General features: G+C 43.6%; 15 protein-coding genes. 9 read left to right on the top strand and 6 right to left on the bottom strand.

Annotated elements, in window-relative coordinates:
- Nucleotides 1–875 precede the first annotated feature (875 nt).
- The gene (locus WA1_RS13910; protein ID WP_017747751.1) at nucleotides 876–1,973 is read left to right on the top strand and encodes a Gfo/Idh/MocA family protein; all 1,098 of its coding nucleotides are present in this window, start codon (nucleotides 876–878) and stop codon (nucleotides 1,971–1,973) included.
- A 389-nt stretch (nucleotides 1,974–2,362) separates the two neighbouring features.
- Here the strand turns inward: WA1_RS13910 and WA1_RS13915 are convergent, their stop codons facing one another.
- Both WA1_RS13915 and WA1_RS13920 read right to left on the bottom strand, forming a co-directional pair.
- Nucleotides 2,363–3,397 (bottom strand): NAD(P)/FAD-dependent oxidoreductase, encoded by a 1,035-nt coding sequence (locus WA1_RS13915; RefSeq protein WP_017747750.1) that lies wholly within the window; start codon nucleotides 3,395–3,397, stop codon nucleotides 2,363–2,365.
- The gene (locus tag WA1_RS13920) at nucleotides 3,369–5,588 is read right to left on the bottom strand and encodes a hypothetical protein (RefSeq protein ID WP_017747749.1); all 2,220 of its coding nucleotides are present in this window, start codon (nucleotides 5,586–5,588) and stop codon (nucleotides 3,369–3,371) included. The genes WA1_RS13915 and WA1_RS13920 overlap by 29 nt, the downstream gene beginning before the upstream one ends.
- Nucleotides 5,589–5,844: 256 nt before the next feature.
- Between WA1_RS13920 and WA1_RS13925 the strand changes: the two genes are divergently transcribed.
- The 6 genes from WA1_RS13925 to WA1_RS54935 all read left to right on the top strand — a co-directional run bounded on the left by WA1_RS13925 (nucleotide 5,845) and on the right by WA1_RS54935 (nucleotide 15,356).
- Nucleotides 5,845–6,402: a 1,2-dihydroxy-3-keto-5-methylthiopentene dioxygenase gene (locus WA1_RS13925; RefSeq protein WP_017747748.1), complete on the top strand. Its 558-nt coding sequence runs from the start codon at nucleotides 5,845–5,847 to the stop codon at nucleotides 6,400–6,402.
- Nucleotides 6,403–6,440: 38 nt separating this feature from the next.
- Nucleotides 6,441–7,058, top strand: a complete 618-nt coding sequence (gene mtnB, locus WA1_RS13930) for a methylthioribulose 1-phosphate dehydratase (protein WP_017747747.1) — start codon at nucleotides 6,441–6,443, stop codon at nucleotides 7,056–7,058.
- Nucleotides 7,059–7,807: 749 nt separating this feature from the next.
- Nucleotides 7,808–9,901 carry a caspase family protein gene (locus WA1_RS13935; RefSeq protein WP_017747746.1) on the top strand — a complete coding sequence of 698 codons (2,094 nt, stop codon included), beginning with the start codon at nucleotides 7,808–7,810 and terminating at the stop codon, nucleotides 9,899–9,901.
- A 183-nt stretch (nucleotides 9,902–10,084) separates the two neighbouring features.
- Nucleotides 10,085–14,740: an nSTAND1 domain-containing NTPase gene (locus WA1_RS13940; RefSeq protein WP_017747745.1), complete on the top strand. Its 4,656-nt coding sequence runs from the start codon at nucleotides 10,085–10,087 to the stop codon at nucleotides 14,738–14,740.
- Between the two features lie 109 nt (nucleotides 14,741–14,849).
- Nucleotides 14,850–15,125 carry an AbrB/MazE/SpoVT family DNA-binding domain-containing protein gene (locus tag WA1_RS13945; protein WP_017747744.1) on the top strand — a complete coding sequence of 92 codons (276 nt, stop codon included), beginning with the start codon at nucleotides 14,850–14,852 and terminating at the stop codon, nucleotides 15,123–15,125.
- 63 nt (nucleotides 15,126–15,188) lie between these two features.
- On the top strand, nucleotides 15,189–15,356 hold the full coding sequence (locus WA1_RS54935) for a PIN domain-containing protein (protein WP_017747743.1): 168 nt from the start codon (nucleotides 15,189–15,191) through the stop codon (nucleotides 15,354–15,356).
- A 75-nt stretch (nucleotides 15,357–15,431) separates the two neighbouring features.
- Here WA1_RS54935 and WA1_RS13950 read toward each other — a convergent pair whose 3' ends face one another.
- The 4 genes from WA1_RS13950 to WA1_RS13965 all read right to left on the bottom strand — a co-directional run bounded on the left by WA1_RS13950 (nucleotide 15,432) and on the right by WA1_RS13965 (nucleotide 22,708).
- On the bottom strand, nucleotides 15,432–15,881 hold the full coding sequence (locus WA1_RS13950; RefSeq protein WP_017747742.1) for a hypothetical protein: 450 nt from the start codon (nucleotides 15,879–15,881) through the stop codon (nucleotides 15,432–15,434).
- A 315-nt stretch (nucleotides 15,882–16,196) separates the two neighbouring features.
- Nucleotides 16,197–16,691, bottom strand: a complete 495-nt coding sequence (locus WA1_RS61680; protein ID WP_419183615.1) for a zinc ribbon domain-containing protein — start codon at nucleotides 16,689–16,691, stop codon at nucleotides 16,197–16,199.
- Nucleotides 16,691–22,147, bottom strand: a complete 5,457-nt coding sequence (locus tag WA1_RS59720; RefSeq protein WP_017747740.1) for a PAS domain S-box protein — start codon at nucleotides 22,145–22,147, stop codon at nucleotides 16,691–16,693. The genes WA1_RS61680 and WA1_RS59720 overlap by 1 nt, the downstream gene beginning before the upstream one ends.
- 408 nt (nucleotides 22,148–22,555) lie before the next feature.
- The gene (locus WA1_RS13965) at nucleotides 22,556–22,708 is read right to left on the bottom strand and encodes a helix-turn-helix domain-containing protein (protein WP_017747739.1); all 153 of its coding nucleotides are present in this window, start codon (nucleotides 22,706–22,708) and stop codon (nucleotides 22,556–22,558) included.
- Nucleotides 22,709–23,106: 398 nt separating this feature from the next.
- On the opposite strand from WA1_RS13965, the gene WA1_RS13970 reads away from it, so the two are divergent.
- Nucleotides 23,107–23,733 (top strand): DUF1003 domain-containing protein, encoded by a 627-nt coding sequence (locus WA1_RS13970; RefSeq protein ID WP_017747738.1) that lies wholly within the window; start codon nucleotides 23,107–23,109, stop codon nucleotides 23,731–23,733.
- A 162-nt stretch (nucleotides 23,734–23,895) separates the two neighbouring features.
- Entirely contained in the window at nucleotides 23,896–24,585 is a 690-nt protein-coding gene (locus WA1_RS13975; protein WP_017747737.1) for a cadmium resistance transporter, read from the top strand.
- Nucleotides 24,586–24,932 lie beyond the last annotated feature (347 nt).

Raw genomic sequence — 24,932 nt, forward strand, 5'->3', positions numbered from 1 at the left:
ATAAAATCCCTTATTTGCATACAATTACCGTATCTTTTTATTAATTGTATTGAAAAAAGCATAAATTTAACAGTACAAAATACTGTTTTGTCATTATTCTTTGACAAGACATATATTGACAAATTATTAGTGAAATAATATACAACGTAACTAAGTAGCCAAAAATAAGAATTATTTGGAGTAATCTGGGGTTAATCGGACTTAACCGACCCCAGACTACGTTGCTCATTTGAGCACTCCCTTACAGGGTATTGTTTGCCTCGACACGGCTTTTGGGCAAGGCAGATGGATTCCGGTGTTGCACTGTGTGACGCAGCCATGTTCCTTGTCCGACGCTTGAGACTGGCTAATCTCCCGCGCGTCATGACCCTTAAGCGGACGACTTGAAACAAGTTCAAGTTGAGTCATGGTGGAGCCAGTAACCGAATTGCTCCCTTATTACTCTGGATTACTCCAGTTCACGTACTCCTCACCAGATGGGAGTTACACTGTCACAGTTTATACTTAATTTTATCTACAAGAATATAATTATAGCATTTAATATTCAAACAAGCTGTATTGTTTTATAAGTTTACATTTTCAACTCATTCATCATTAATTAAAACAAATATTACAGGACTTACGCAAAAATTGCTAAAAACCTTGATTTATCGAACCGCCAAGAATTCGTACAGCGTGCGTAAGTCCCATATTATTGCGTTTCCTAGTCTGTTGAGGTACAAATTTATCAGCGTCCATCCGCGTTCATCTGCGGTTAATTCATTATTCTGTACCTCACGAAAGTAGGAATTGCTATAGTCTTATTTGATACTTTTTTATTCTTTTGAGGAGATGATATACTAGCGAAAATTGTACTATAAGGAAATAATCTAGCGGTGATTGGTGTTGCAGTTGTTGGCACGGGGTTTGGGCAAAAAGTTCACATACCTGGATTTCAAGCTCATCCTAATACAGAACTAGTTGCTGTCTATAATCGAGATTTAGATAAAGCAAAAGCGATCGCGCAATCCTACAATATTCCCCATGCTTCCAATACGGTAGAAGACATTGTTCGCTTACCTGAAGTACAAGCAGTCAGTATTTCCACACCGCCAAGTTTACATTACGAAATGGCAAAAATTGTGCTGCAAGCTGGGAAACATCTGTTATTGGAAAAACCCGTTACCATGAATGCGGCTGAAGCTCAAGAACTGTATAAGTTAGCCCAGCAAAAAGGTGTTATTGCTTCTGTAGATTTTGAATTTCGTTTTGTACCGGGATGGCAATTGTTTTCTGAACTCTTGTCTCAAGATTTAGTTGGTTCCAAGCGGTTCATTAAAATTGATTGGTTGGGTTCTTCTCGTTCGGATGCTACACGCCCCTGGAACTGGTATTCTCGTAAAGACCAAGGAGGCGGTGCATTGGGTTCTTTAGGTTCCCATACTTTTGATTATATTCACTGGTTATTTGGCCCTGTACGGAGATTAAACGCTCATTTCAGTACTGCCATTTCTCAAAGACCAGACCCCAAGACTGGAGAACTCAAGCCAGTGGAAACAGATGATACCTGTATGCTGACCCTAGAATTGGCGGATGGAACTCCTTGTCAAGTGTCTATTAGTGCTGTGGTGTACGCACAACGCACCCATTGGGTAGAAGTTTATGGGGATCGTGGTAGTTTAGTTTTGGGAAGTGAAAATCAAAAAGACTACATCCACGGATTCCACGTTTGGACTTCCAGTCTAGGTAAACCCTTGACTGAAATAGAAATACCTAACCGATTGCTATTTCCAAAAAACTTTGCTGATGGTCGAATTTCTGCATTTATGAGAGTTGTAGACCAATGGGTACAAGGTATTGACCGCAAGCAGCAAACAGTTCCATCTTTGAGAGAAGGAGTTTATTCTCAGTTATTGATGGACATATCGCAAGAATCAAATACTAAGTCAACTTGGGTAGATGTCCCTTCTTTAGAAGATTTTATCGACAAGTAATTTGTCACTGGTCACTGGTCACTGATTACTGGTCACTGAATAAGTAAAGGGGGACAAGGGAATATAGCCCCGTGCAAGCCATTCCCTTATCTCCCACCTCTCCAAGATTCCCTCTCTTACATGGGCAGATAAAGAGCAGTAAACTACATAACTTATCGCACATCCAGTCCGGATAGTGATTGAATGCGTTCTGGTTGCATGTGGTTTACAGAGCAACAATATACGACACTTTATCTGACCGTGTCGCTCTCCTACAGTTGAGTTTTGACCTATACTAAGTGTGGGGATGTTACCTGAACTTTTGGCTAGGTATGCTTAATACACAAGGGATTCGAGGCATTACTGATTTGAGTAAATGCTAATTCTCTCTCAAAACCTGACAAAAGTCCCTAAAATGAAGTAGGCAACTTAGCATACATTTTGCTAAGATTATCTACATCATGGCGAAACCAATGATCGAGCCATTGACAGTATTCCCGAATCGCTTGAGTCTCGCTGAGATTATCCAACAACTGTGCAGTAATTAAATGCCCCGCCCACATACCAGACATGATGGCTTTCAACACCCCATGACTGGATGCAGGGTCAAGAACCGCAGCTGCATCCCCAACTATAAAGTAACCATATCCACCAGGTTGGGAAACAATTCGCCAAGTCACATCGGCTGCCTGCATTTTCTCATGAATTGTAAGATTCTGAAACTCTTCAGGAAGCCAGTCTTTTTTAATTTTCTCACCCATTAACGACAGACGCGTCCACTGATAGAAGCCCGATCGCACTCTAGCAGTCCACGTCCAGCCATGAGAATCAGCGACGATCGCAGGAGAATCATCTCGTTTTGGACACTCTCCTGTGGCATAACCGTAATAAGCAATGAGGCGAGGAGAGTGTTGCTGAATTTGCAATCCTAATTGTCGAGCCAACCAATGACGATTGCCACCAGCATCAACAACTTTAGATGCTCTCAAAGTTCCTTGAGACGTTTCAACACCAACAACTCTACCCCCCTCCACAAGTACCTGAGATGCGCGACAGGGTTGCATCACAGTGACACCCACAGCTTTTGCCCGATTGAGCAAAATACTATCAAAATCGGCTCTCCACGCCTGAAATCCCAACCAAGCTCCCGATTCATCTTCGCCAAAAGGGATAAACTGGCGTTCTGCATCCCACTGCACCCAATTTCCACTGTGGCGCACAAAACCAGCCGCTAAGACTGACTCAGCAGCACCTAACTGGTTGAGGAGTGGCTCAATACCGGGATGCAGCGTTTCACCAGGATGCGATCGCGGAAATGGTTTTGCTTCAATCAGGGCAACCTGTAAGCCCTTTTGAGCGCACCAAATAGCAGCAGCAGAACCACCGGGTCCGCTACCCACTACAACAACATCAAAACTACACGCGTCTGCTAGACCAATTACCATTGCCACGTTTTAACAAGATGTTGATAGGTGTCACAAATAACGTTACAGTTTCTGTAATTTCAACGAGACGTTTGCGAAAATCGTCTGAATTTAAAATATTGCCCGGTCGATAAATCTCAAACCTATAGATAGTACCACTCAGTCTAGCTCCAGTTTGAGTTTGTGCCTGGATCAATTCCGCATCAGTTGGAATGACTTTACGGAATGAAAACACGCTCCATTGACCCTTAGCTTGAAGGGTATTCAGCCCCAAGACACCGTAAACATTTGCCATTGCCAAAACTCTGGCTTCATATTCGCGCACATCCACTTGACCTGTGAGGGATATGGAGAATTTCTTCTGCAAGGTGTTCTCAACATAATCCCCATAGGCAAAATCAGGATATTCTATAAAATTTCTACCATTCCTTGTCACCTTTTGCGGACCAGTCACCCCGTCCCAAGATTGGTTGCCAACCTGACCAATTTCTTCATCTGTCAGAGGACTAACGGTAGGCCAATTGGGATTTGGTTGGAAAGTGCGAGCCGCATCAGGAGCCACTGCAGGCCAAAATGTACTGAGTGCCGCACAAAGTTTTGCATCTTCTGGGAAAGGGCTACCCAAACCGTAAGATGACAAGTGATTGACGCCTTCAGCAGTTGTATCCGTACTGATATCCCAACCAGGAGCAAATACACCAGCAGCTGCATCAGGCAGATACGCGTGTCGCATTGTTGGGGAATCGCTTAACGGCATTTGTCGCACCAAGCCAGCCACAGGTGGCGAGACAATAGCAGTCACAGTTTTATCTTCTGGGCGAAAGTCTGCATCTTCTAACTGAAGATTGGGAGCCAACCGCACATCAGATAAAGTGTCTGGTGGAATCCTCCAAAGATTGTTCCTCAGTCTAGCAGGGACTGACTGCTCAGTCCATTCTAAAAGTTCTCTTTGGTCGCAATTGGGGAAGAAATCTGGCGCTGTGACTAGAGAATAAGCAGGGATGCGGCGAGGAATTGCCACTGCCAACTCAGGACAGATAGCTTCAACCCATCCATCACCTGTAAAATCTACATAGTGCTGAGCATCATACCCACCAGTTCGGACTACGGATTCTACATCTTGGCGATCGTTCAGGTTTTCGATTTGACCGTTTGACAAGACTCTATGACGAGCATGGACGTACTCAGGAGCGTGTCTTGCATCTCCATCAGCAGGAATTTCTAAGCTAGAGGAGAGAGTCGAACTATTCTCTGGAACTCTAAAAGTGAGTAGTTTACCTTGATATCTTGCGGCTTCAATAAGATTTGGGTGAACAACCGGAACCAAAAGCCCAGTGCCAAACTCCGCTTTCGTGGATAGCTCAGCAATACCTTCAGAAAAAATGAAGGGTGAATTGCTAATGTCAGGCTCACCCCATCCCGTACCTTTTAAGGATAGGTGAACTCGCCGCAGTTTCTGATTGACGTGACGGGAAAGCAGACTCACCTGCAAGTTCAAATCGCGAATGCACTCTGTACCGTCAAAGAGTTTGTGGAGTGGAACCCAGAATAACCTGCTGTCATCTCCTGTTTGAAAACGCATTGGACCGAAAGCATCTGGATTACCTTGGCGTTGAACTGCAATATAAGCAGAATAACGAGCAGGTAAAACACGGAGACTTGCTGGATCGGACTCAACAAATGGTAAAAATCCTCGCGCCTTGGCGTCGTATAGTGGTTCAGCCGTTCCTACTCTAGTCACACCAGTGCGCGAAAGGCAAAGATCTGCGTGCTTGCGGTGAACCGTTTCCGCGCCAGGGCGATATTCTGAAGCGAAGACAACGATCGCTATTGGTTGGTTTTGAGCGCGAACTCGTAAATCTTGCAAGGAAGGAGGCTGTACGCCGTAAACAAAGTTTTCAATGATTTCGAGTTCGGCGAGAGTTGGGTATGCGTTGAGATTTGTACTTTGAGCACCTAGAAAAATATTGGGTGAAGCGAAGGCATGAAAGAGCAAACTACGAGATGGATTTCCTGCTTCTATTCCGCGTTTGCCTTCAAAAGCAAAATCTTCAAATCCTGGAATCTGACGCTTGATAGCTGGTAAGTCCTTTGTTAACTCCTGCTTGAGGTTACTTGCAGTGATATCTAATCCGTGTTGTCGCAGTAAATCCTGCCATCCAAGAGGAGCTAAGCGATCGCAAACTCGTTTGACTTCATCAATTAAGGACATGAACAATCAATTTCCTTATAAACAGTTATAAATTGGGGAGTGGGGAGTGGGGAGTGGGGAGTAAGAAATCAATTCTCACTTCCTATTCCCCAGTACCCAATACCTATAAAAATTATTCAAATCGTTTTGACAGAATTACGTAAAATTCCACTAAATTTTTTTTAAAAATGCCTGTGTACTTTCCAACTTTTTGATAAAAAAATACATATAATCTATAAAAATACCGTACAATATATCCTGCTTTACGAGGTAGTATATGGCAATTCTACAACTCGAAGATAAAACACGACACACCGATCTAAATAATATTACACAAGAACTCGCACCTTTAAATATTCAACTTAATCGCTGGGCAGTGGGAGACAATCGACAGTTGCACCAACTTTTAGCACAAGATAGCCTGAGCGAAGATGAAAAAGAACAAGTCTTAACATTGTTAGATAGCTACTTCAAGCAACTGCAGCAAACAGCAGGCTACCAAACACGCGACTTAATCGTATTGCATCCAGGAATTCCAAACCTTGATGCTATGCTGTCAAAGTTTGACAAGATACATATTCATGCTGAAGACGAAGTACGATACATTATTGATGGAGAAGGCATTTTTGGCTTTGTGCGACCAGATGGCAGCCAGGTAGAACTAACAGTGCAACCAGAAGAGTATATTAACGTACCAGCAGGAACCGAACACTGGTTTTATCTGACTCCAGCAAGGCGGATAAAAGCAGTGCGTTATTTTACTGGTACACAAGGTTGGACACCTGAGTATACACGTACAGAGATTCGTACAAGTAAAGTGACCAGTGACCAGTGACCAGTGACCAGTGACCAGTGACCAGTGACCAGTGACCAATGACCAATGACAAATATCTTACTGAACTTATTGCAACTGCCCGTCATTTTTACCATCAAGGATGGATGGTAGGAACCGCAGGTAACCTCTCAGTGCGGTTACCTGATGGTAGTTTCTGGATTACAGCCAGTGGACGTTCTAAAGGAGAATTATGCAAGAGTGATTTTGTTCGCATCAGTCCACAAGGTAAAGTGGAGCAAAGTTCTCCTGGTTTGAAGCCTTCAGCTGAGACAGCAATTCATCAAGTAATCTATAGACTGTTTCCCGAAGCAACCAGTTGCTATCACGTCCACTCAGTTGAAGCCAATTTGGTTTCTCGCTTTGTACAAGGAGATTGTCTACCCCTTCCACCATTAGAAATGCTGAAAGGTTTGGGAGTCTGGGAAGAAAATCCCAAATGCACCCTTCCCATATTTGCCAATCACTTACAAGTTGCCCGAATTGCAACTGAAATTGAAGAACGGTTTACAAAGACTCCTCCTGAAATACCAGCCTTGCTGATTCGCGATCATGGAATTACTGTCTGGGCAACTTCTCCTGAAACTGCTCGCAACTATATTGAGTTAGTTGAATATATTTTTCGCTATCTAGTAGCAGCAAGGTGTGCGGGGATTTAATAATTTGGTTAGTAGGGGCGCAATGCCTTGCGCCCGTACAGTGGTTAGTGGGAAATAACTAACTACTGACAACAAATGTTGAAGAGTATTGCCCGAAGAAAGTACCTCATGCAAAACAGCTATGTCCGCCTCAGAGTGTTCTAGTAGATTCTTGGCTGCATCCGAACAACGGGAAAGTGCGATCTGAAAAAACGTAACTAAGAGTGTAACCGCCACCCAGAGGCAACCTTGGCTTTGTTTTGGGTTGTGCCCATCTACGTTTCCTTGTACAAAACTACTCCCTTCCCGCTAGAAGATTACCGAAAATGTATTATATAAAATACAAATAAACGACAAAAAGAATCTTTCGTTTCTGACTATTAATTAAAACGAGATGAAGATATAGTAATTAATAAAGTTTTTTTAAAGAAGTCAATGTTCTACACCCAACTCTAACAAACCAGCCTGTTGTTCTTCGCTACTGACGCTCACAATTTGACGTGATGAGCATTGACCAGTTTTACCTCAAAGCCATGAGTCTCCAAAATTTAAAATAAGCTTAAGTGTAAATACAGAATTTATCCTACATTCACTTCTTTATATTTTCTTAAGCTATTTTATTTCATAAAATCCGGAATATTACTGTAATCAAGTGTATTTATTTATAATAAAGTCTTTTTATATCAATTCCTAGTATTGGCATTCAACAGCCTGCATTTCAATTAGAAGTTGCCAGTAATTTCTGATAGCTAAGTAAAGGAGATATTCTCATGACTGACCAAATTAATCAAATGCCCAAGTTTTATGCCTTATTAATCGGGATTGATTACTATATACCTAATAGATTATCTGACGGCAGTTCCTACAGGAATCTTAGAGGATGTGTGCGGGACATCAACCACGTAGAAGCATATTTGCTTAATACATTGAAAGTACCAGGAACACAACTTTTCAAGCTTACAGCCTCTAATGGGGATAATTCAATTACGCCAAAAGAACCACCAGAGCAATGGCCTACCTATAAGAATATAGTGGCAAAGTTTGAAGAACTGACCCAGGTAGCTGACAAAGATGATTTGGTGTATATTCACTATTCTGGTCACGGTGGACGCACAAAAACAAACTATTCCAAAGTGAAGGGAAACGATGGAGTTGATGAGGCTTTGGTTCCTACAGATATTGGCGAACCAGAAGGACAGTATCTTCGCGACCTTGAGTTGGCAAAAATTCTCCAAAGGATGGTAGATAAAGGATTAGTTGTCACGGTTGTACTAGATAGCTGCCATTCGGGAGGTGCAACTAAAGGAGTTGATGCCGACGTTCGGGGACTGGATGTTATTGACCAAACACCCCGACCTAATGAAAGTTTGGTTGCACCGCCTGAGGAATTAATGGCAACCTGGGAAAATTTAGCTGGAGGAACACGCAATATTACTGCCGCTAGTGGCTGGTTACCCGAACCCAAGGGCTACACCCTACTAGCAGCTTGTCGCGAAAATGAGTTGGCTTACGAGTATGCTTTTGATGGTAATGAGCGCAGTGGTGCGTTGAGTTACTGGTTGCTAGACTCTCTTATGCTGCTGGGAACAGGAGTCACTTACAAAACTCTTCACAATCGTCTCCTTGCTAAAATCCACACTCAGTTTGAACGACAAACACCTATGCTGCAAGGCGAAGGCGATCGCACGATCTTCAAAAGCATTTCAGCCTCCTCTCATCCCACTGTACCAGTCATACAAGTTGATGTGACTAAAAATCGGGTGCAGTTGCAAGCGGGTCAAGCACAAGGTCTGCGTAAGGGTGCAGAGTTTGCCATATACCCATTAAATACTCTTGATTTTAGCCAGACCGATAAATTAGCACTGGTTAAAATTACACAACTCGGTGCAGCAATTTCTTGGGCAGAAATTACTGAATTATTAGGAGAAACCAAGATTGAGGACATTCAAAGTGGGTCTCCTGCTGTACTGCTAAATCCTGGTGTCAAACTCATCCGCAAAGTGAGTATTCTACCACCAGAGAAGAATAACCAAACTTTTGGTATAGACACTCATGCTGGACTCACAGCAATAGAGTCTGCAATAACAGAAGGCAAGGGTTGGGTGGAAGTTTCTAACGATAAAGACTCTGACTACCAAGTTACTATTAACGCGGTGGGTGAGTATGAGATTCTCCGCTCTGGAACAGCAATTGCTAATTTGCGACCAGCGCTGAAAGTTGACGATCGTGATGCCGCAGTTAACTTAGTGAAACGGTTGGTACATCTATCTAAATACTACGCCACTTTGGATTTAAAGAATCACGATACCACATCCCCTCTTCAAGGGAAGATTAAAGTAGAGTTATGTCAAATACCAGAAGATTATGAACCTGGGGACAAGCTAGAATTAATACCTTTCAACGCTCCTGGTAATGTACCAATTCTTGATGTAAATCAATTCGCTTGCCTGCGTATCCGTAATGAAGGTTTTCAAACTCTCAATATCACTGTACTGGCAATTCAAGCTGATTGGAGTATTGTCAAAGGATACCCAAGCGGTGCTGCCTATCAACCTTTAGCGCCAGGGCAAGAGATAACGTGGCGAATTCAGACAAGTCTTCCACAAGACGTCAAGGAAGGAACCGACGTTCTCAAAGTTTTTGCAACGATTGATGCGACTAGCTTCGATTGGTTAGAAATACCAGCTTTAGACAAGACTATCAACGGAAAAAACCCAGATAGGGCTGCTAACCCACTCGAAAAACTTATGGCAGCTTTTGCTACCGAAGAGGCTCCACCCAAAAAAAACGTCAGTTCTGCCGCCTATGCTAGTGAAGGATGGACAACAGAACAAGTAGAACTCTATATTAAACAAAAGGTGTAACTATTTAACAACATTTTAACGTTTCTTCTTAAAGCTTGAACATAATCGCTGTTTATTTTTGAGTGCATCTCACCAAGTTAATTCTCTAAATGACTCAAGCAGTATAAATTATTTACTCATCATTCATTTAGATATTAACTTCAAGTTAATTTTTTAACTACAATAATTTGTTGAAGGTAAGTGATGTCTTGGAGTCTTGATAGAACAAATTTTGAACGCAATATAGCCGTAGTTATTGGTATTAATGATTATAAAAACGGTATCCATCCACTGTTAACGCCAGTTAACGATGCAAGTGAAATAGCTCATATTTTAGAAACCAACTGTCAGTATCAAGAAGTTATTCGCTTGTTTGACAGTGAAGCAACTTTAGAAAAATTAAATACACTGTTAAGTGAAACACTACCTAATAAAATTAAGCCAACGGAAGCTGATGCCGTTCGTTTACTATTTTACTTTGCCGGACATGGTATTGCACGCAACAGTCAAGATGGACCAGCAGGCTATTTAATTCCTCAAAATGCTCAGTTGGGAAAGCTAGAAACTTTCCTTCCTATGCAAAAGCTCCACGATGCACTAACCGATCTTCATTGTCATCATTTATTGGTGATTTTAGACTGTTGCTTTGCTGGTAATTTTCGTTGGTCGAGTACCAGAAATGTCATTCCAGTTCCAGAAAAGATTCACAGGGAGCATTATGACCGCTTTATTAGGTATCCAGCTTGGCAAGTTATTACTTCAGCAGCACACAACCAAGAAGCCATAGATTTTTTAACTGATGAGCGAGGAATAAATAGCAGTTCTCTGCACTCACCTTTTGCTAACGCACTGATTAAAGGATTAGAAGGGGAAGCAGATTTAACTGGGGATGCTATAGTTACTGCTCCCGAACTTTATCTTTATCTGCGGGATTGTTTAATAGACAAAGATGGAGTGAGTGAATTCCAAACTCCAGGTCTTTGGCCTTTAAAACAGCACGATAGAGGCGAGTATATCTTTACAACAGAAGGATTTCAGCTGGATCATCTCAAATTTGCACCGCCACTTGATGAAAACAATAATCCCTATCGAGGTTTAAAGCCATTTGATGAAAGGCATTCTCACTTCTTTTTTGGCAGAAAAGAACTAATTGAAGAACTGTGCGATCGCATCTCCAAGTCTGACCAACAGCTAACTGTAGTTTTAGGTGCTTCCGGTTCTGGTAAGTCGAGTCTTGTTAAAGCAGGATTAATTCCCTTGTTACGAAATAAAGGAGAACAATGGTACATTCTTGACCCTATGCGTCCTGGGGAATCTCCTTTTACTGCATTGGCAAGAGCAATTCTACCAATTGTTGGTGTTACTCTTATTGGTCAACTAGCTCAAGTTAGGTTCCTAGATAAAATTTTCAAATTACAAATCGATCTATCTCAAAATGCACAAAATTCCCAGCCACTAGAACATATAAAGGATGAAAAAGCACAACTAGAAGCCGAAAAGATAGCCAAAATAGCTGATATTTGGCAGAGTGCGACTAAAGAAGCAAAGCTCTTGTTAATTATTGATTATTTCACAGAACTAAAGACTCTATGCCGTCAGCAAGAAGAACTCGAACAGTTAATAAGTTTAAATCAGTCAATTTTAGCCGATCTAAATCCGTTAATTGAGAACTTACAGCAAGACCAAAAACACTTGATTTATCTAATAGATATATGGAGTAAAGCAAATTATAAAACAAATTTGTTATTGGTAATCGACCAATTTGAAGAGTTAATTACCCTAACACGGAGCACCCAAGAAGGTGATAATGAAGAGGATAAGAAAGAGTGGCAGCGGTTTTTAGAAGTACTGGCTGTAACAATAACTAATTATCCTCAAAAACTGCGTATTGTTGTAACTTTGCGTTCTGACTTTGAACCACGTTTCCTGAACTCGCCTTTGAAGTCACATTGGGAAAAAGAAAATGCTCGTTTTCCAGTTCGTCCAATGAATTCTGATGAATTGCGTCAGGCAATTGAAGGTCCCGCGCTCAAACAAGCGCTATATTTTGAGCCACCGGAACTTGTTAGCAAATTAATTGATGAAATTGGACAAATGCCGGGAGCGTTGCCTTTATTATCGTTTACCTTGAGCGAACTTTACATTATTCTTCACAACAAGTGGGTGAAGGGAGAAGCTACTGATAGAGCTTTAAAAGAAGAGTATTACAGGGTACTTGGAGGAGTTGCAGGTTCGGTGACACGCCGTGCCACTCAGGAATATGAATCTGAGGAATTAGATGAGGCTCAAAGAGCAACCATGCGGCGAGCGATGCTGCGGATGCTGACGATTGAAGGGGGAGGAGTTGCACGGCGACGGGTTCTTATGTCTGAACTCGATTACCCAGATGAAGCAGAAAACAAAAGAAGGGATGAAGCGATCGCTCGTCTCGTCAAAGCTCGCCTAATTATTAAAGGGCAGGAAAAAGGAGAAGCTTATATAGAACCAGCCCATGACCACTTAGTGCGGGGATGGGACAAGTTGCAGGAGTGGATAAAAAAGGAAGAGGAAAATTTAGCCCTGCAACAGCGTTTAACATCTGCTGCTAAAGACTGGAAAACAGGTAGTGGCGCTCTTTGGACTAAGGAAGTGGATCGCCTTGCTCGGTTAGAGAAGGTACTTAAATCTCCGGATAACAACTGGCTTAACAAGCTAGAAACAGAATTTGTAATTGAAAGTAACAAACAGCGATTTGATGAACTGAAAGAAGCTGAAAGACAACGAGATGAGGCTATAGAGGGACAAATTAGTGCCTTGGCTTCATTGTCTGAAGCTCGTATGTTAACTAACGATCGACTTGGGGCGCTGTTTGCAGCTGTGAAAGCAGGTGTACAGCTAAAAAAAGCAGACTGGTTGAAGGACAAACTTGGTATTCAGACTAAGCAAGCTCTTGAACAAGCAGTTTATGGGGTTCAAGAGCGTAATCGTTTTGAAGGAAACACAGATCCTGTCTATGATGTGATTTTTAGTCCTGACGGCAAGACTATCGCTACTGCAAATTGGGATAACACCGTAAAACTTTGGAGTATTGACGGCACTTTGCTAAAAACTTTCAAAGGACATACGGATCAAGTAAATGCTGTAGCTTTTAGCCGCAATGGAAATCTCATTGTCTCTGGTAGTAAAGACAAAACTGTAAAGGTTTGGAGTGTCAATGATGGGACTTTATTAAAAACTTTCCAAGGACATAGCAATTTAATATGGGGTGTCAATTTCAACTTTGACGATAAAATAGTAGCGTCAGCTAGTGGAGATGGAACAGTTAAACTTTGGAGTGTCAATGACGGGAATTTAATCAAAACTATTCAATCTCATAGTGGGGATGTCAAAGCTGTCAGTTTTAGCCCAGATAAGAAGACTATTGCCTCTGGTGGTTGGGATCAACCTCCTTGGCAGGGCAAGATAAAACTTTGGAGCTTTGATGGTACTTTACTCAATACTTTCAATGTGAACACTGGTGTTCTTAGAAGTATTAATTTTAGTAGTGACGGTAAAACTATTATCTGTGCAGGTGATAGCGGTGTTGTGCAACTTTTACAAACAGCAGATGGTTATCTGCTTACCGATATCAAAGCGCATGATAATTGGGCGATGGGTGCAAGTATAAGCTCTGATGGGAAGACTATTGCTTCTGTTAGTATCGATGAAACTGTAAAATTTTGGAGTTTAGATGGCAGCTTACTCAAAATTTTATCTGGACACGCTGATGCTGTTTATGGCCTAGGTTTCAGCCCAGATGGTAAAACTCTTGCTACTGCAAGTGCAGACAAAACTGTACGACTTTGGAGCGTAGACGGTCCTTTTTTAAAGAGCCTTGACGGAAAGCAAGGAAGCGCTCATTTAAGTGTCAGTTTCAGTCCTGATGGTAAGACACTAGCTTCAGCTAGTTGGGATACAACAGAAGGAGGCTGGACAGTGAAGCTCTGGAGTACAAGTGGAAAATTATTGAAAACCTTAACCGGGTATAGTGATAGCATCCGAACTGTCAGCTTTAGTTCTGATGGCAATCTCATTGCTTCTGCCAGTTGGGACGGAACAGTTAAAGTTTGGACTATTGATGGTGAATTACTGATTAATTTTACTGAACATGGTAACCACGTTAATGGTGTGAGTTTTAGTCCTGATGGTAGAACTTTAATATCTGCTGGTTATGGAGATTACAATGGAGAACATTGGATACTATGGTGGAATATTAATGGTAAGTTGCTGAAAAGAATTAAGTCAGAACATACAGATCAAATCTATAGAATCAGCTTTAGCCCAGATGGTAAAACTTTCGCTACTGCTAGTTGGGACAGAACTGTAAAACTTTGGAACATTAAAGGCGAGTTGTTAAAAACTTTTACTGGACATAGCAACTGGCTTTACGGTCTAAGTTTTAGTCCCGACAGTAAGATGATTGCCTCTGGCAGCTTAGATAGAACTGTGAAACTTTGGAATACTGAGGATGGCAAGTTGTTACAAACTTTCGAGGGACATAATGATGGGATATATGACGTAAGTTTTAGCCCAAATGGTAAAATAATCGCTTCTGCAAGTTTAGATAAAACTGTCAAGCTCTGGAGTATAGACGGAACTTTACTAAAAACTATCTCTGGACATAATGGGGGTGTGTATGGTGTCAGTTTCAGCCTCCCTGATGGTCAAATAATTGCCTCCGCTAGCTGGGATGGAAGTATCAAACTCTGGAGTGCTAAAACTTTAGACTTTGACAGTTTGTTAGAACACGGTTGTAATTTGCTAAATGATTATCTAAAGACTAACCCCAATGTCAGTCAAGAAGACCGCCTACTTTGTCATTACAACTTTTTGATTCAGTGATATACCGTATTTATAGCAAGGTCTTCCTTCAGTTAGTGGCAGTCCACTTCAATATTTTTAGATTAAAATAATTTTGTACAAACTTAGTAAATTTGTATAGAATCAAAAAATGGACTATCGTGTAGAAATACAAAAAGGCGGCAGGGTAACAATACCTTCCGTTATCCGTAAAAAGCTGAAGATGGTGGAAGGCGATATTGTAACTATCCGTGAAGAGAATGGTAATATTAAGCTTATTCCACAGCACCAGGCTTTGGCAAAAGCGCGATCGCTAGCGCAGCAATACTTAACACGTGATGATACTGTGGATGATTTTCTGAAATGGCGTAAGGAAGAAGCTATTGCCGAAGACGATAAAATGAATCGTGCCTTTGAAACAAAATGACAGGGATTGTTTTTGATAGTCCAGTTCTGATTGCTATCCTCAAACAGGAAATTTTCCAATGAAATGGTTGCGACAACTGGTTTTTTGTACCAGCAAACAAGACAGTTTGGGCTTTCCTTGGGAAACCGTTCCTGTCTTGCTTTAGCAATAGCGAGAAATCTTCCCGTTCTCACTGCTGATACTGCTTGGACAAATTTATCTTTATCTGTAGAGATTCAGACAATTCGTTGATTTTGTGAGGTTGCTTTCGTAATGTCAGATACACAAAAATATTGTTTTCTGACTGTTTACTATCGCAACCGCTATCTATTTACTAAAAGTATCTTTGATGTTATCAACAGCACGCTCAACAACATTCTTTGTGTTGTCTACTGCTTTTTGAGTCCGAGCCGCATCTTCCTCTGCTCTTCTCTCAATTCGAGCTGCATCTCTGTTGGCTTTGCGCTCAATAAAATTGCCATCGTTATCTGTTGCTTGCTCAACGCGATCGGCATTTTTATTTGCAGTTTTCTTGAGGCTATCTTTCGTGTCTTGGATGAAATTCTTGGCTCGTCCAGCATCTTCACTGACTTTTCCTTGAACTTTTGAGCCTAAGTCTGCCTCAGCTATCAAGTTTGTAACAGGAGCAGCCACTGCTGTAGTATTGGAGAAAAACGCACCCTGCCAAACGAAAGCGATCGCTGACACGCAAAACAGAGCTGTAGCTAGAAAGCGTCCTATACTAGAAAGCTGTTTCATCAAATAATTTAATTTCATAAAATACGGTCTGCACGTTTACTTGGTATTTCTATTTCTACTTCATCTGACTTGGAAGCCAAATCGTTCCCCAGATAGAGGTTCTCCCGTCATAAGTAATTAGATCGATTCACTCTTTAAGTAGATTGATTAACTGGACTTGATATTACTCTGTGTGATCCTGAGAGATGGAAGTTATCGGAATTTTTAGTACTTCTCTCTCCTTTTCTCGCTCCCGATGGGTATGCCTCGTCAATAGCTTCGCAGGCTTGCTGCTACTATATATGCACGGGTAATCCAAATACGTCGAGAACGCATGGGTAGAACCACTAACCCTTACACAGATACCATGCCAAATGCCTTTTTGGCTGCTTGGGTAGCAAGTAAACCCTGTTTTTCAACTTTCAACCTGGGCTTTTGGTAATATCTAGCAAAAAAACGTAGACCTATATTTCGGGCGGCGTTAAGATCGGCATTGCCTCTATGTTCAACGGTGTAGGAACAAATATAATTTGGCGCTCCCGTACTGTAATCAACTTTCTCCAATGATTTATGCATGATTATTTGAAAAAGTTTTGCGACATCAGTACTAAATTGAGCTTCTATTCTGGAAACTAACGAATCTTCTTCTTCGTTGCCATTACATAACGCACAATGCCTGCTGGTATTTTTTGGCGATACAAGAGCTGTGATAATTCCATAAGACTGGAAAGCTTTGTATTTGGTTCGTTTCCGAATTTTCGCCGAGAGCCAATAAGCTCGTTTTTGATTGGAGCGACGACTAAATTTCGCTCGCTCCGGTCGAAGATTAGTTAAACATTCAAATACAATTACTGTCGCTCCATACTAGTTACGTCTCTCACCAAGTCTGCAATGGAATAAACGAGGTTGGCTGGATCGACAGGCTTTGGAATATGCCGTTGAAAACCTGCTAAAATCGCCTGTCGATAGTTAATTTCTCCGGCATAAGCAGTCAGAGCGATCGCCGGAATTTGACCGCCCTGCTCTGGCGGTAAGGCTCTTACTTGTCGCATTAGCATATAGCCGTCCACCTCTGGCATCCCGATATCACTGAGCAACACATCTGGCTTGGAGTGGGTTAAAGCAACGAGTGCTTCGCCTGCTGAGGCAACGTTTATGACATTCGCCCCATACTGTTCGATTAAAAAAGCAACAAACTCCCGTGAATCGGCATCATCATCCACTACTAAAACCTGGATGCCAGTCAAATCCAAAGCAGGCTCAGACGGTTTACCATCCTGGTTGATTTTGGGTGAGGTTTGCATGAGTGACAGTCTGACAGTAAAGATTGCCCCCTGCCCTTCCCCTGGACTCTCTGCCTTAACAGTTCCGCCATGCAGTTCAACTAAGTGATGAACGATCGCCAATCCTAACCCCAGTCCCCCAAATTTTCGAGTTGTAGCGCCATCTTCTTGGCGGAAGTAGTCAAACACATGAGGGAGAAAGTCCGGATGGATTCCCTTACCCGTATCGCTAACGGTAATCTGGGCAACAGAGCCAAGGCGCTCTAGTCGGATGTCCACTCGTCCTCCTGACGGTGTGAACTTAACCGCGTTGGAGAGGAGATTCCAAACCACTTGCTGTAATCGGCTTGAGTCACCCGATACCAGTCCTACCTCCGGTTCCAGTATTGTGTGAATTTGAATGGACTTGGCTTGGGCTGCCAACCGCACCGTTTCCATTGCCGCTTGAATTGTCGATGCTAGATCGACCGGACAAACGTTCAAACTGAGTTTACCTCGCAGAATCCGGGAGATATCCAGCAAGTCTTCAATCAGTTCAGACTGCAACTTAGCATTCCGAGCAATAGTACTCAGGGCGTAAGTAGTTTTGGCTCGATCCAGCGTTTGAGTTTGGAGGAGCGTTGACCAGCCTAAGATGGGGTTGAGAGGCGATCGCAGTTCGTGGGAGACAATAGCGAGAAACTCATCTTTGACGCGATTGGCTCGCTCTGCCTCCGCCCGTGCTGCTTGCTCGCGGGCAAGAAGTTGTTCCCGTTCTGTTTCGGCTCGCTTGCGATCGCTGATATCGTTAACCAGTGCCACAAACCCCTCAACAGATCCCTGACTATTAAATCGAGGAACATAGGTTGCACGCACATAACGGGTTCCACCATCTTTGTAAGGTATCTGGCTCTCAAAAGTCACTTGCTGTCCTGCCAGAACTTGCTCAACATAAGGACGAATTTCTTCATAGGCAGTTTCACCCAATACCTCTCGGATGTGCTTGCCATAAATTTCCGTTTCTGGATGTCCAAACCATTCTTCGTATCCTCGATTGTTGAAGCGGTAACGTTGGTCTGAGTCCACGAAAGATATCAAGGCGGGCACGGCATTGGTTACTAAATGAAGTTCTGCTTCTCGTTGCCGTAATGCATCCTCTGCTTGTTTGCGAGCGCTGATGTCAACGATCAATTCCACGCCTTCTCCATCGCTAAGGCGCGATGCGGCGAATAATGCCCACCAGCGTGAGCCATCCTTGCGGATATATTCCTTTTCGTAAGGAGTCGTGTACCCGGTTGATTGAAACTCCTCAATGGCTCGTAAAGAATGCGGCATCCACTCTGGCGGTGTCATTTCGTTCCACCGCACTCGTCCTTGCTCAAAATCCTCACGGCTGTAACCGCTCATTTGGACAAAAGCGTCATTGGCATCGGTAATGCTGCCATCGGTTTTAAAGAAAATCACCCCAACCGTTTCAATTTCAATTACCCGCCGCAGTCGTTCCTCAGATTCGCGCAGGGCAAGGCTAGAGCGATCGCGCTCAAATACGATGCTGGCGATTTGGGTGCCGAAGGTTGCCAATTGGTACTCCCAATCGGTCGGCATCCGCGCTTCGTTCAAGCAAAGCATCAGAGAACCGAGGGGCTGGTTGTCCACTCCCAGCACGGGTACGGAATGGCACGCCAGCACACCGTGGGCCACACATAAGTCTCGCCATTCTTTTGACCAGCGATTGTCGTTGGCGATATCTGCACAGGTAATAGGCTGTCTAGAATAGACCGCCTCACCACAGGTACCAATGCACAGATCGTTAATGGGGGCATCCTTAAGTCCTTCACCGAACAATGGCGGAAAGTCTGGGGCAATGGAGTGGGGAAATTTTCGGCACTGGGCATCAGTCAGCAGGATACAGGCACGGGTGGGGGGATTCAGATTGGACACCGAAACACACACAGCACTGAGGCATTCATCCAGAGGATGCCCCGATGCGATCGACTCCAGCAGTTTCTTCTGCTCAACCAGCATCAGTTCCGCCTGTTTGCGTTTGGTAATATCTTCAGCGATCCCGCCCAGATACAGCAACTCACCCCGATCGTCATATATGGGAAAACCGCGATCATAAATCCAGACGATCGATCCATCCGGGCGAATTACCCGATACTCCTGGCTAAATCCGCCCTGAATACATTGCTCCCATCCAGTTTGAATCCGTTGGCGATCGTCGGGATGAACGTATTCAATGAAGCGGGTTAGGTCTGTGTAAATCTCGGTTGCCAAGCGACCCCATACCCGATCGTAGGAAGGGCTAACGTAGATCAACCGATACTCACGAGCACTAGTAATCCAAATGACATCGTTGCTGTTTTCGGCAAAACTTCTGAATCGCGCTTCACTTTCTCGCAGGGCAACTTCGGCTCGTTTGCGATCGCTAATCTCCGTAATAAAAATCGTCAACCCATCTGATGAGGGATAGGCGTGATTCTCAAACCAACGGTTCCAGGCGGGGTAGTAGTACTCGAAATGAACCGCCGTTTGTTCTGCGATCGCCCGATGCACTTGCGTATAAAACTTACTGCCCACCACATCTGGAAACAATTCCCAAATGCTTTTTCCCAGCAATGCTTCCTTAGGCAATCCAACCGTTTCCACAACCCGGTTATTGACGTAGATATAACGCCACTCTCGATCCAGGACTAAAAACAGATCGTTAATTCCTGAGAGAACAGATTCCAGTTGCTCTTTCGCCGTTTCCACTTCTCGTCGCTGCGCCTGCTCGCGACGGGTTGACTCCTGCCGCAACTGAGCCAATTTCAGGTTTGCCTCTACCCGTGCTAGAAGTTCGCGGGCAGAGAAGGGTTTGATCAGATAGTCATCGGCTCCTGCTTCGATTCCTTCAATGCGAGACTCTTCTCCAGCACGAGCGGAAAGCAGGATGATGGGCAATTCCTTTGTCTGCGGGTCAGCCCTCAACTCCCGCAGCAACTCGAATCCATCTAATTCCGGCATCATCACATCCGTAAGCACCAGATCGGGGAGTTGCTGACGAACGGCAGCTAATGCAGCCACCCCATCCCTCACCGCTTCCACTTCATACTGTTGGCTCAACAGACGCTTTACATAGTCACGCATATCGGCATTGTCATCTGCCAGCAGAATTCGTGTAGTCCGCTCAGAGGAGGAATCTTGCTCCCCTGCTCCCCTGCTCCCCTGCCCCTCCTCTTCAGGGAGCCAACGTAATACTTCTTCAACATAAGGTGTAGCTCCTGTTACTGTTGATGTCAGAGTGCGGGTTGAATTAATGCATTCGCTCGGCAAATGAGCATATCCAGTAGGAATTGATACGGTGAAACTCGTTCCCCGGTCAACGACGCTGCTCACCTGAATTGTGCCACCATGCAAGCGTACTAGTTCTTGAACTAACGACAGGCCAATCCCCGATCCTTCGTAAGTCCGTCCTCTTGCCCCCTGCACCCGATGAAACCGTTCAAAGATGTGGGGTAGCTCGTCAGCTGGAATACCTGTACCCGTGTCCCGTACCTCTAGCTCAACGCAGTCTTGGCAATCGTACAGGGTAACCGCGATCTCTCCCTCAAACGTGAATTTAAAGGCGTTGGAGAGCAGGTTCAGCACAATCTTCTCCCACATCTGGCGATCGACATACACGAATCGAGATAAGGGAGAACAGTGTACTACTAAACGCATCCCAGCCCGCTCGATAGCTGAACGAAACACGCCTGCTAAATCTGCTGTCAGCATCGCCAAGTCAGTCGGCTCATACACGGCTTGAACGCGATCTGCTTCAATCCGGGAGAAATCCAGTAAGGTATTGACCAGTTTTAACAAGCGCAGGGAATTACGATGAACGGTTTCCAGTTGTTCGCGTTCGCTCGGATTTAGTCCTGCGGAATTGCTTAGCGTATCTTTCAACAGTCCCAATATGAGTGTGAGGGGAGTGCGAAACTCGTGGCTGATGTTGCTGAAGAAGGTCGTTTTAGCTCGGTCTAGTTCTGCCAGTGCCTCTGCTCGTTTGCGTTCTGCTTCATACGCACGGGCATTGGCGATCGCGGTGCCAATGAACCCAGTGACAAGGTCAAAGAACGTCCGGTATGCTGTATCTAGCACGAGATAATGGCTAACGCCAACGACAAAAAGCCCGGTGAGATGCTCGTTGGTCCCGACAGAAATGGGAAGCACTAACACCTGCTTTGTCAAATCGGGACGGGGTTCGCCAGGAAACTGAGCAACGAGCGTTTCGAGGTTGGAGCACTCAGCGGGGCGCTGCGTCCGAAGCACCAACGCAAGCGGCAACACTGAGGAGTCATCGTCTGCGCTCACCACCCAAGGCAACAGATACCCGTCTTCGGGAAGCCCAACCGAGGCGCTCATTGTGGCGCGAGTACCCGTCTCGTCTACAAGGTAAATGGCGGCAAACGGGATGTCGTGTGGATTCTCAGCTATAACCTTCGCCGCTTCTTGGCATGCCTCCTCAGCCATTTGCGTTTCAGCGACGCGGCTCCCGATATTGCGGTGCGTTTCGAGCCGTCTCGCGCTGACGACTTGCTCGGTAGTCTCGGTACAAGGACAGAAGATGCCTTGAACGGTTTTCCCATCGCTCGCGAGTATCGGACCAAAGGTGAACCTGACGTAGACTTCCTCAAGGGGGAGTCGGCGTGCGAAAAACATCCTCACGTCCTCGGATAACGTCGCACTCCCGGTAGCGTACACACTCTCAAGCATTGATCCGATTGTTTCCCAGATTTCCTGCCAGCACTCACGTGCGGGCTGACCGAGATAGCGAGGGTGCTTCGTCGCACCAAGGAAAGAGATATATGCGTCGTTGTAGAGGACGGTGAAGTCACGTCCCCAATACATCACGATCGGGATGCGAGAGGTGAGGCAAAGGCTCACTGCAACACGCAAGTTGTCTGGCCACTGTTCCGGCAGTCCTAAATCAGTCTTCGACCAGTCAAAAGCACGCATACGGGCTGCGAGTTCGCTATCGCCAGGAAAAAGACGCTCAAGCTTAGGGTCTATCGAGGTCATTATGTTTCTCTCCCCCATTCTAGATAGTATCTGATAGCAGATCCATTGCTAGGGGTGAGGACTGCGATGTACAAAACCGTCGCCAAACTTGGCTATCAATTACCAAATAGGTAGGCTAACTCCAACGCTGGTTTTTGAGATTTGTTATGAGGGGTACTCTGTACCTACAAGGTATCCCCATTCCCGCAGGAACAGTTTGTTTGCCGTAGCTTGCCCTGTAACAGACAGTTAGTCTGTGCCTATTTGTGACCAGAACTAGTCTGGCGACCGAACCTGCACGTCTCGACTCCTTACGATCCTCTGGTCTTTCAGAGTTGGGATGGTACAAGCGTCGATGCTTATCACTTTAATTATTGCACGTTAAACAGGTTTAGGCAACATTATAGATGATTCTGGGTAAGAAAACGGCTATCTAGTAGCAGCCGAGCGCTCATTTTCCCAACTGTTAACGGTTAGGAAAATCACTCCCAACTTGGCGGCAAATTTCTTCTGGGTTAGCCCCTTATGTTGCTGAAGCTCTCGAATCAGCTTGCCAATCTCCGGCTGCTTCGCTGTAAGCACTTTGTTGCATTACTTGGTTGCACTACTTTTATATCTTAATCTGATAGTCGAAGATTAGTCACGCTTTATAAAATTTAACATATCAAAAGGATGATTTTTGACCCGATCTCACCACTGCTTTCAATCACTTTTATTTATTAATTCAACAAAAAAGAATATTTGCTTAGTTCAAAAGATTTACTTAAAGTAATTATTACAGAGATGAGTTGACGGTTCAAAGAACACGACAACAAATCAGCGAGTCACAAACTTAAATTCACAGGGCTTACGCAAAAATTGCTAGAAACCTTGATTTATTGAACCGCCAAGACGCCAAGAGCGCCAAGAATTCGTAGAGCGTGCGTAAGTCATAATTCATACAGTAACGAGTCTAAGTAGTACTTAACAGGAGAGATAAAATGAAAGCCCAAACCAACAAAACTGTCAAATCTGTTGTAGAACTTCCCCAAAGCCAAGAAGACACATCAACCGAACTGCAAAAGTCACAAAAAACTGATTCTGACTTGACTATGGGGCAGCGCCTAGCTGATGCGATGGCAGCCAAAGTTGGTTCGTGGGCTTTTCTAACAGCCCAGACAAGTATTTTAGCAGCATGGGTTACTTTTAACTCAATACCGGGTCTACCTCACTGGGATCAACAACCATTTATTTTGCTAAACTTGGTCTTCTCTTTTGCTTCAGCATACACTGCTCCCATCGTATTGATGAGTCAAAACCGACAGTCAGAAGAAGATCGTCGCAACTCTCATATAGATCACGAAGTCAACCGCACCGCATCACAAAATATTGAACTCCTGCATCAAAAATTAGACGCTCACGAACAACAGCGTTTGGAGTTAATGCAACTTCTCAAAGAACAGCAGCAACATTTAAGCGAGCTAAAAGCAAAAGCAGTTTTTGCTCAACAACAGCAAACAGAGAGCAAAGTGTCTGCTGAAGCAACCAAAAACCAGAATAATCTTGTTTATCTCCAGCCTGTTGTAGACCGTGGCAGTGTATCTGTCAAAGTAGTTCGCAAAGTTTAGTCTTCAGGGCAATACTCAGAAAATAGGTGCGAAATACTTTGCAACCCTCGCATCACAGGTAATCCCAATTTTAAAAAAATAGTGAGTTGAGAGTAAGTCTAAGTAAGACTTTCTCAATCCAAAATCTAAAATCCAAAATCCAAAATTTAAGGACTAGCAACAATGAGTACGTTTATAAATGCTGTTCCCTCTGGAATCGCCGCCTTTACCGCGACTAATCTTGATGATATCGTCATCCTAACACTACTTTTTTCGCAGGTTAATACAGCATTTCGGCACCGCCACATTATCGTAGGGCAGTATCTAGGCTTCACAGTCTTGGTTATTATCAGTCTGTTAGGGTTTTTTGGGAGTTTTGTTCTGCCTAGTGTTTGGTTGGATGTTTCTGGCTTTATCCCCATTGCTGTAGGTTTAAATCGTTTGGTCAATATAGAAGAGGAAGATATAGATGATGAACTAGAGATACCTTCGTCTCAATTCTCACCTATAGGTAGTTTTCTGTCTCCTCAAACCTATGGTGTGGCAGCTATCACCTTTGCTAATGGTGGTGACAACATCGGTATTTATATGCCATTATTTGCCAGCAGTAGTTCAGTGAATTTGCTAATTACTATAGGTGTATTCTTTATCCTTGTTGCAGTCTGGTGTTATATAGCCTATCAGTTAACTCATCAAAAAGCGATCGCCAAAATACTCATGCGCTATGGTAATTCGCTTGTACCATTCCTCTTGATTGGATTGGGCGTGTATATTGCATTGGATAGCTTGGTTCTAGCAGTATTGTCAGTTGTTGTGATGTTCTTTGGTTGGATGTTTTTTAATATGTCACGTCAGCGCGTCACCTCTGCATAATCAAAATTAGTCAATCCCTACCTTAATAGGTGACTATAAAATTTTTTAATCTTTGGAGCAAAGTCATAATTGGTTTTAATAAATTCTTTCTATTATTTTGAAAATAAATAGTGTTTGTTGCTATTAAAGTAGCTTAGATATAGTAGACTATACCTCCGAGGATGGTTAACAGTGACCAGTGACCAGTAACCAGTGACCAGTGACCAGCTAATCCCCATACTTAAAAGTAGAGGATTTGAACAATGAATCAATCTCTTTTTTTCATGAATAAATTTTTGGGATTGTACCGTATACTTAACTGGTCAAATAAAAACAGTAAGTGCAAAAACTCGATGTTCTCGTAATAA

Origin of the sequence: Scytonema hofmannii PCC 7110, assembly GCF_000346485.2 — a bacterium.
Taxonomy (GTDB): domain Bacteria; phylum Cyanobacteriota; class Cyanobacteriia; order Cyanobacteriales; family Nostocaceae; genus Scytonema; species Scytonema hofmannii.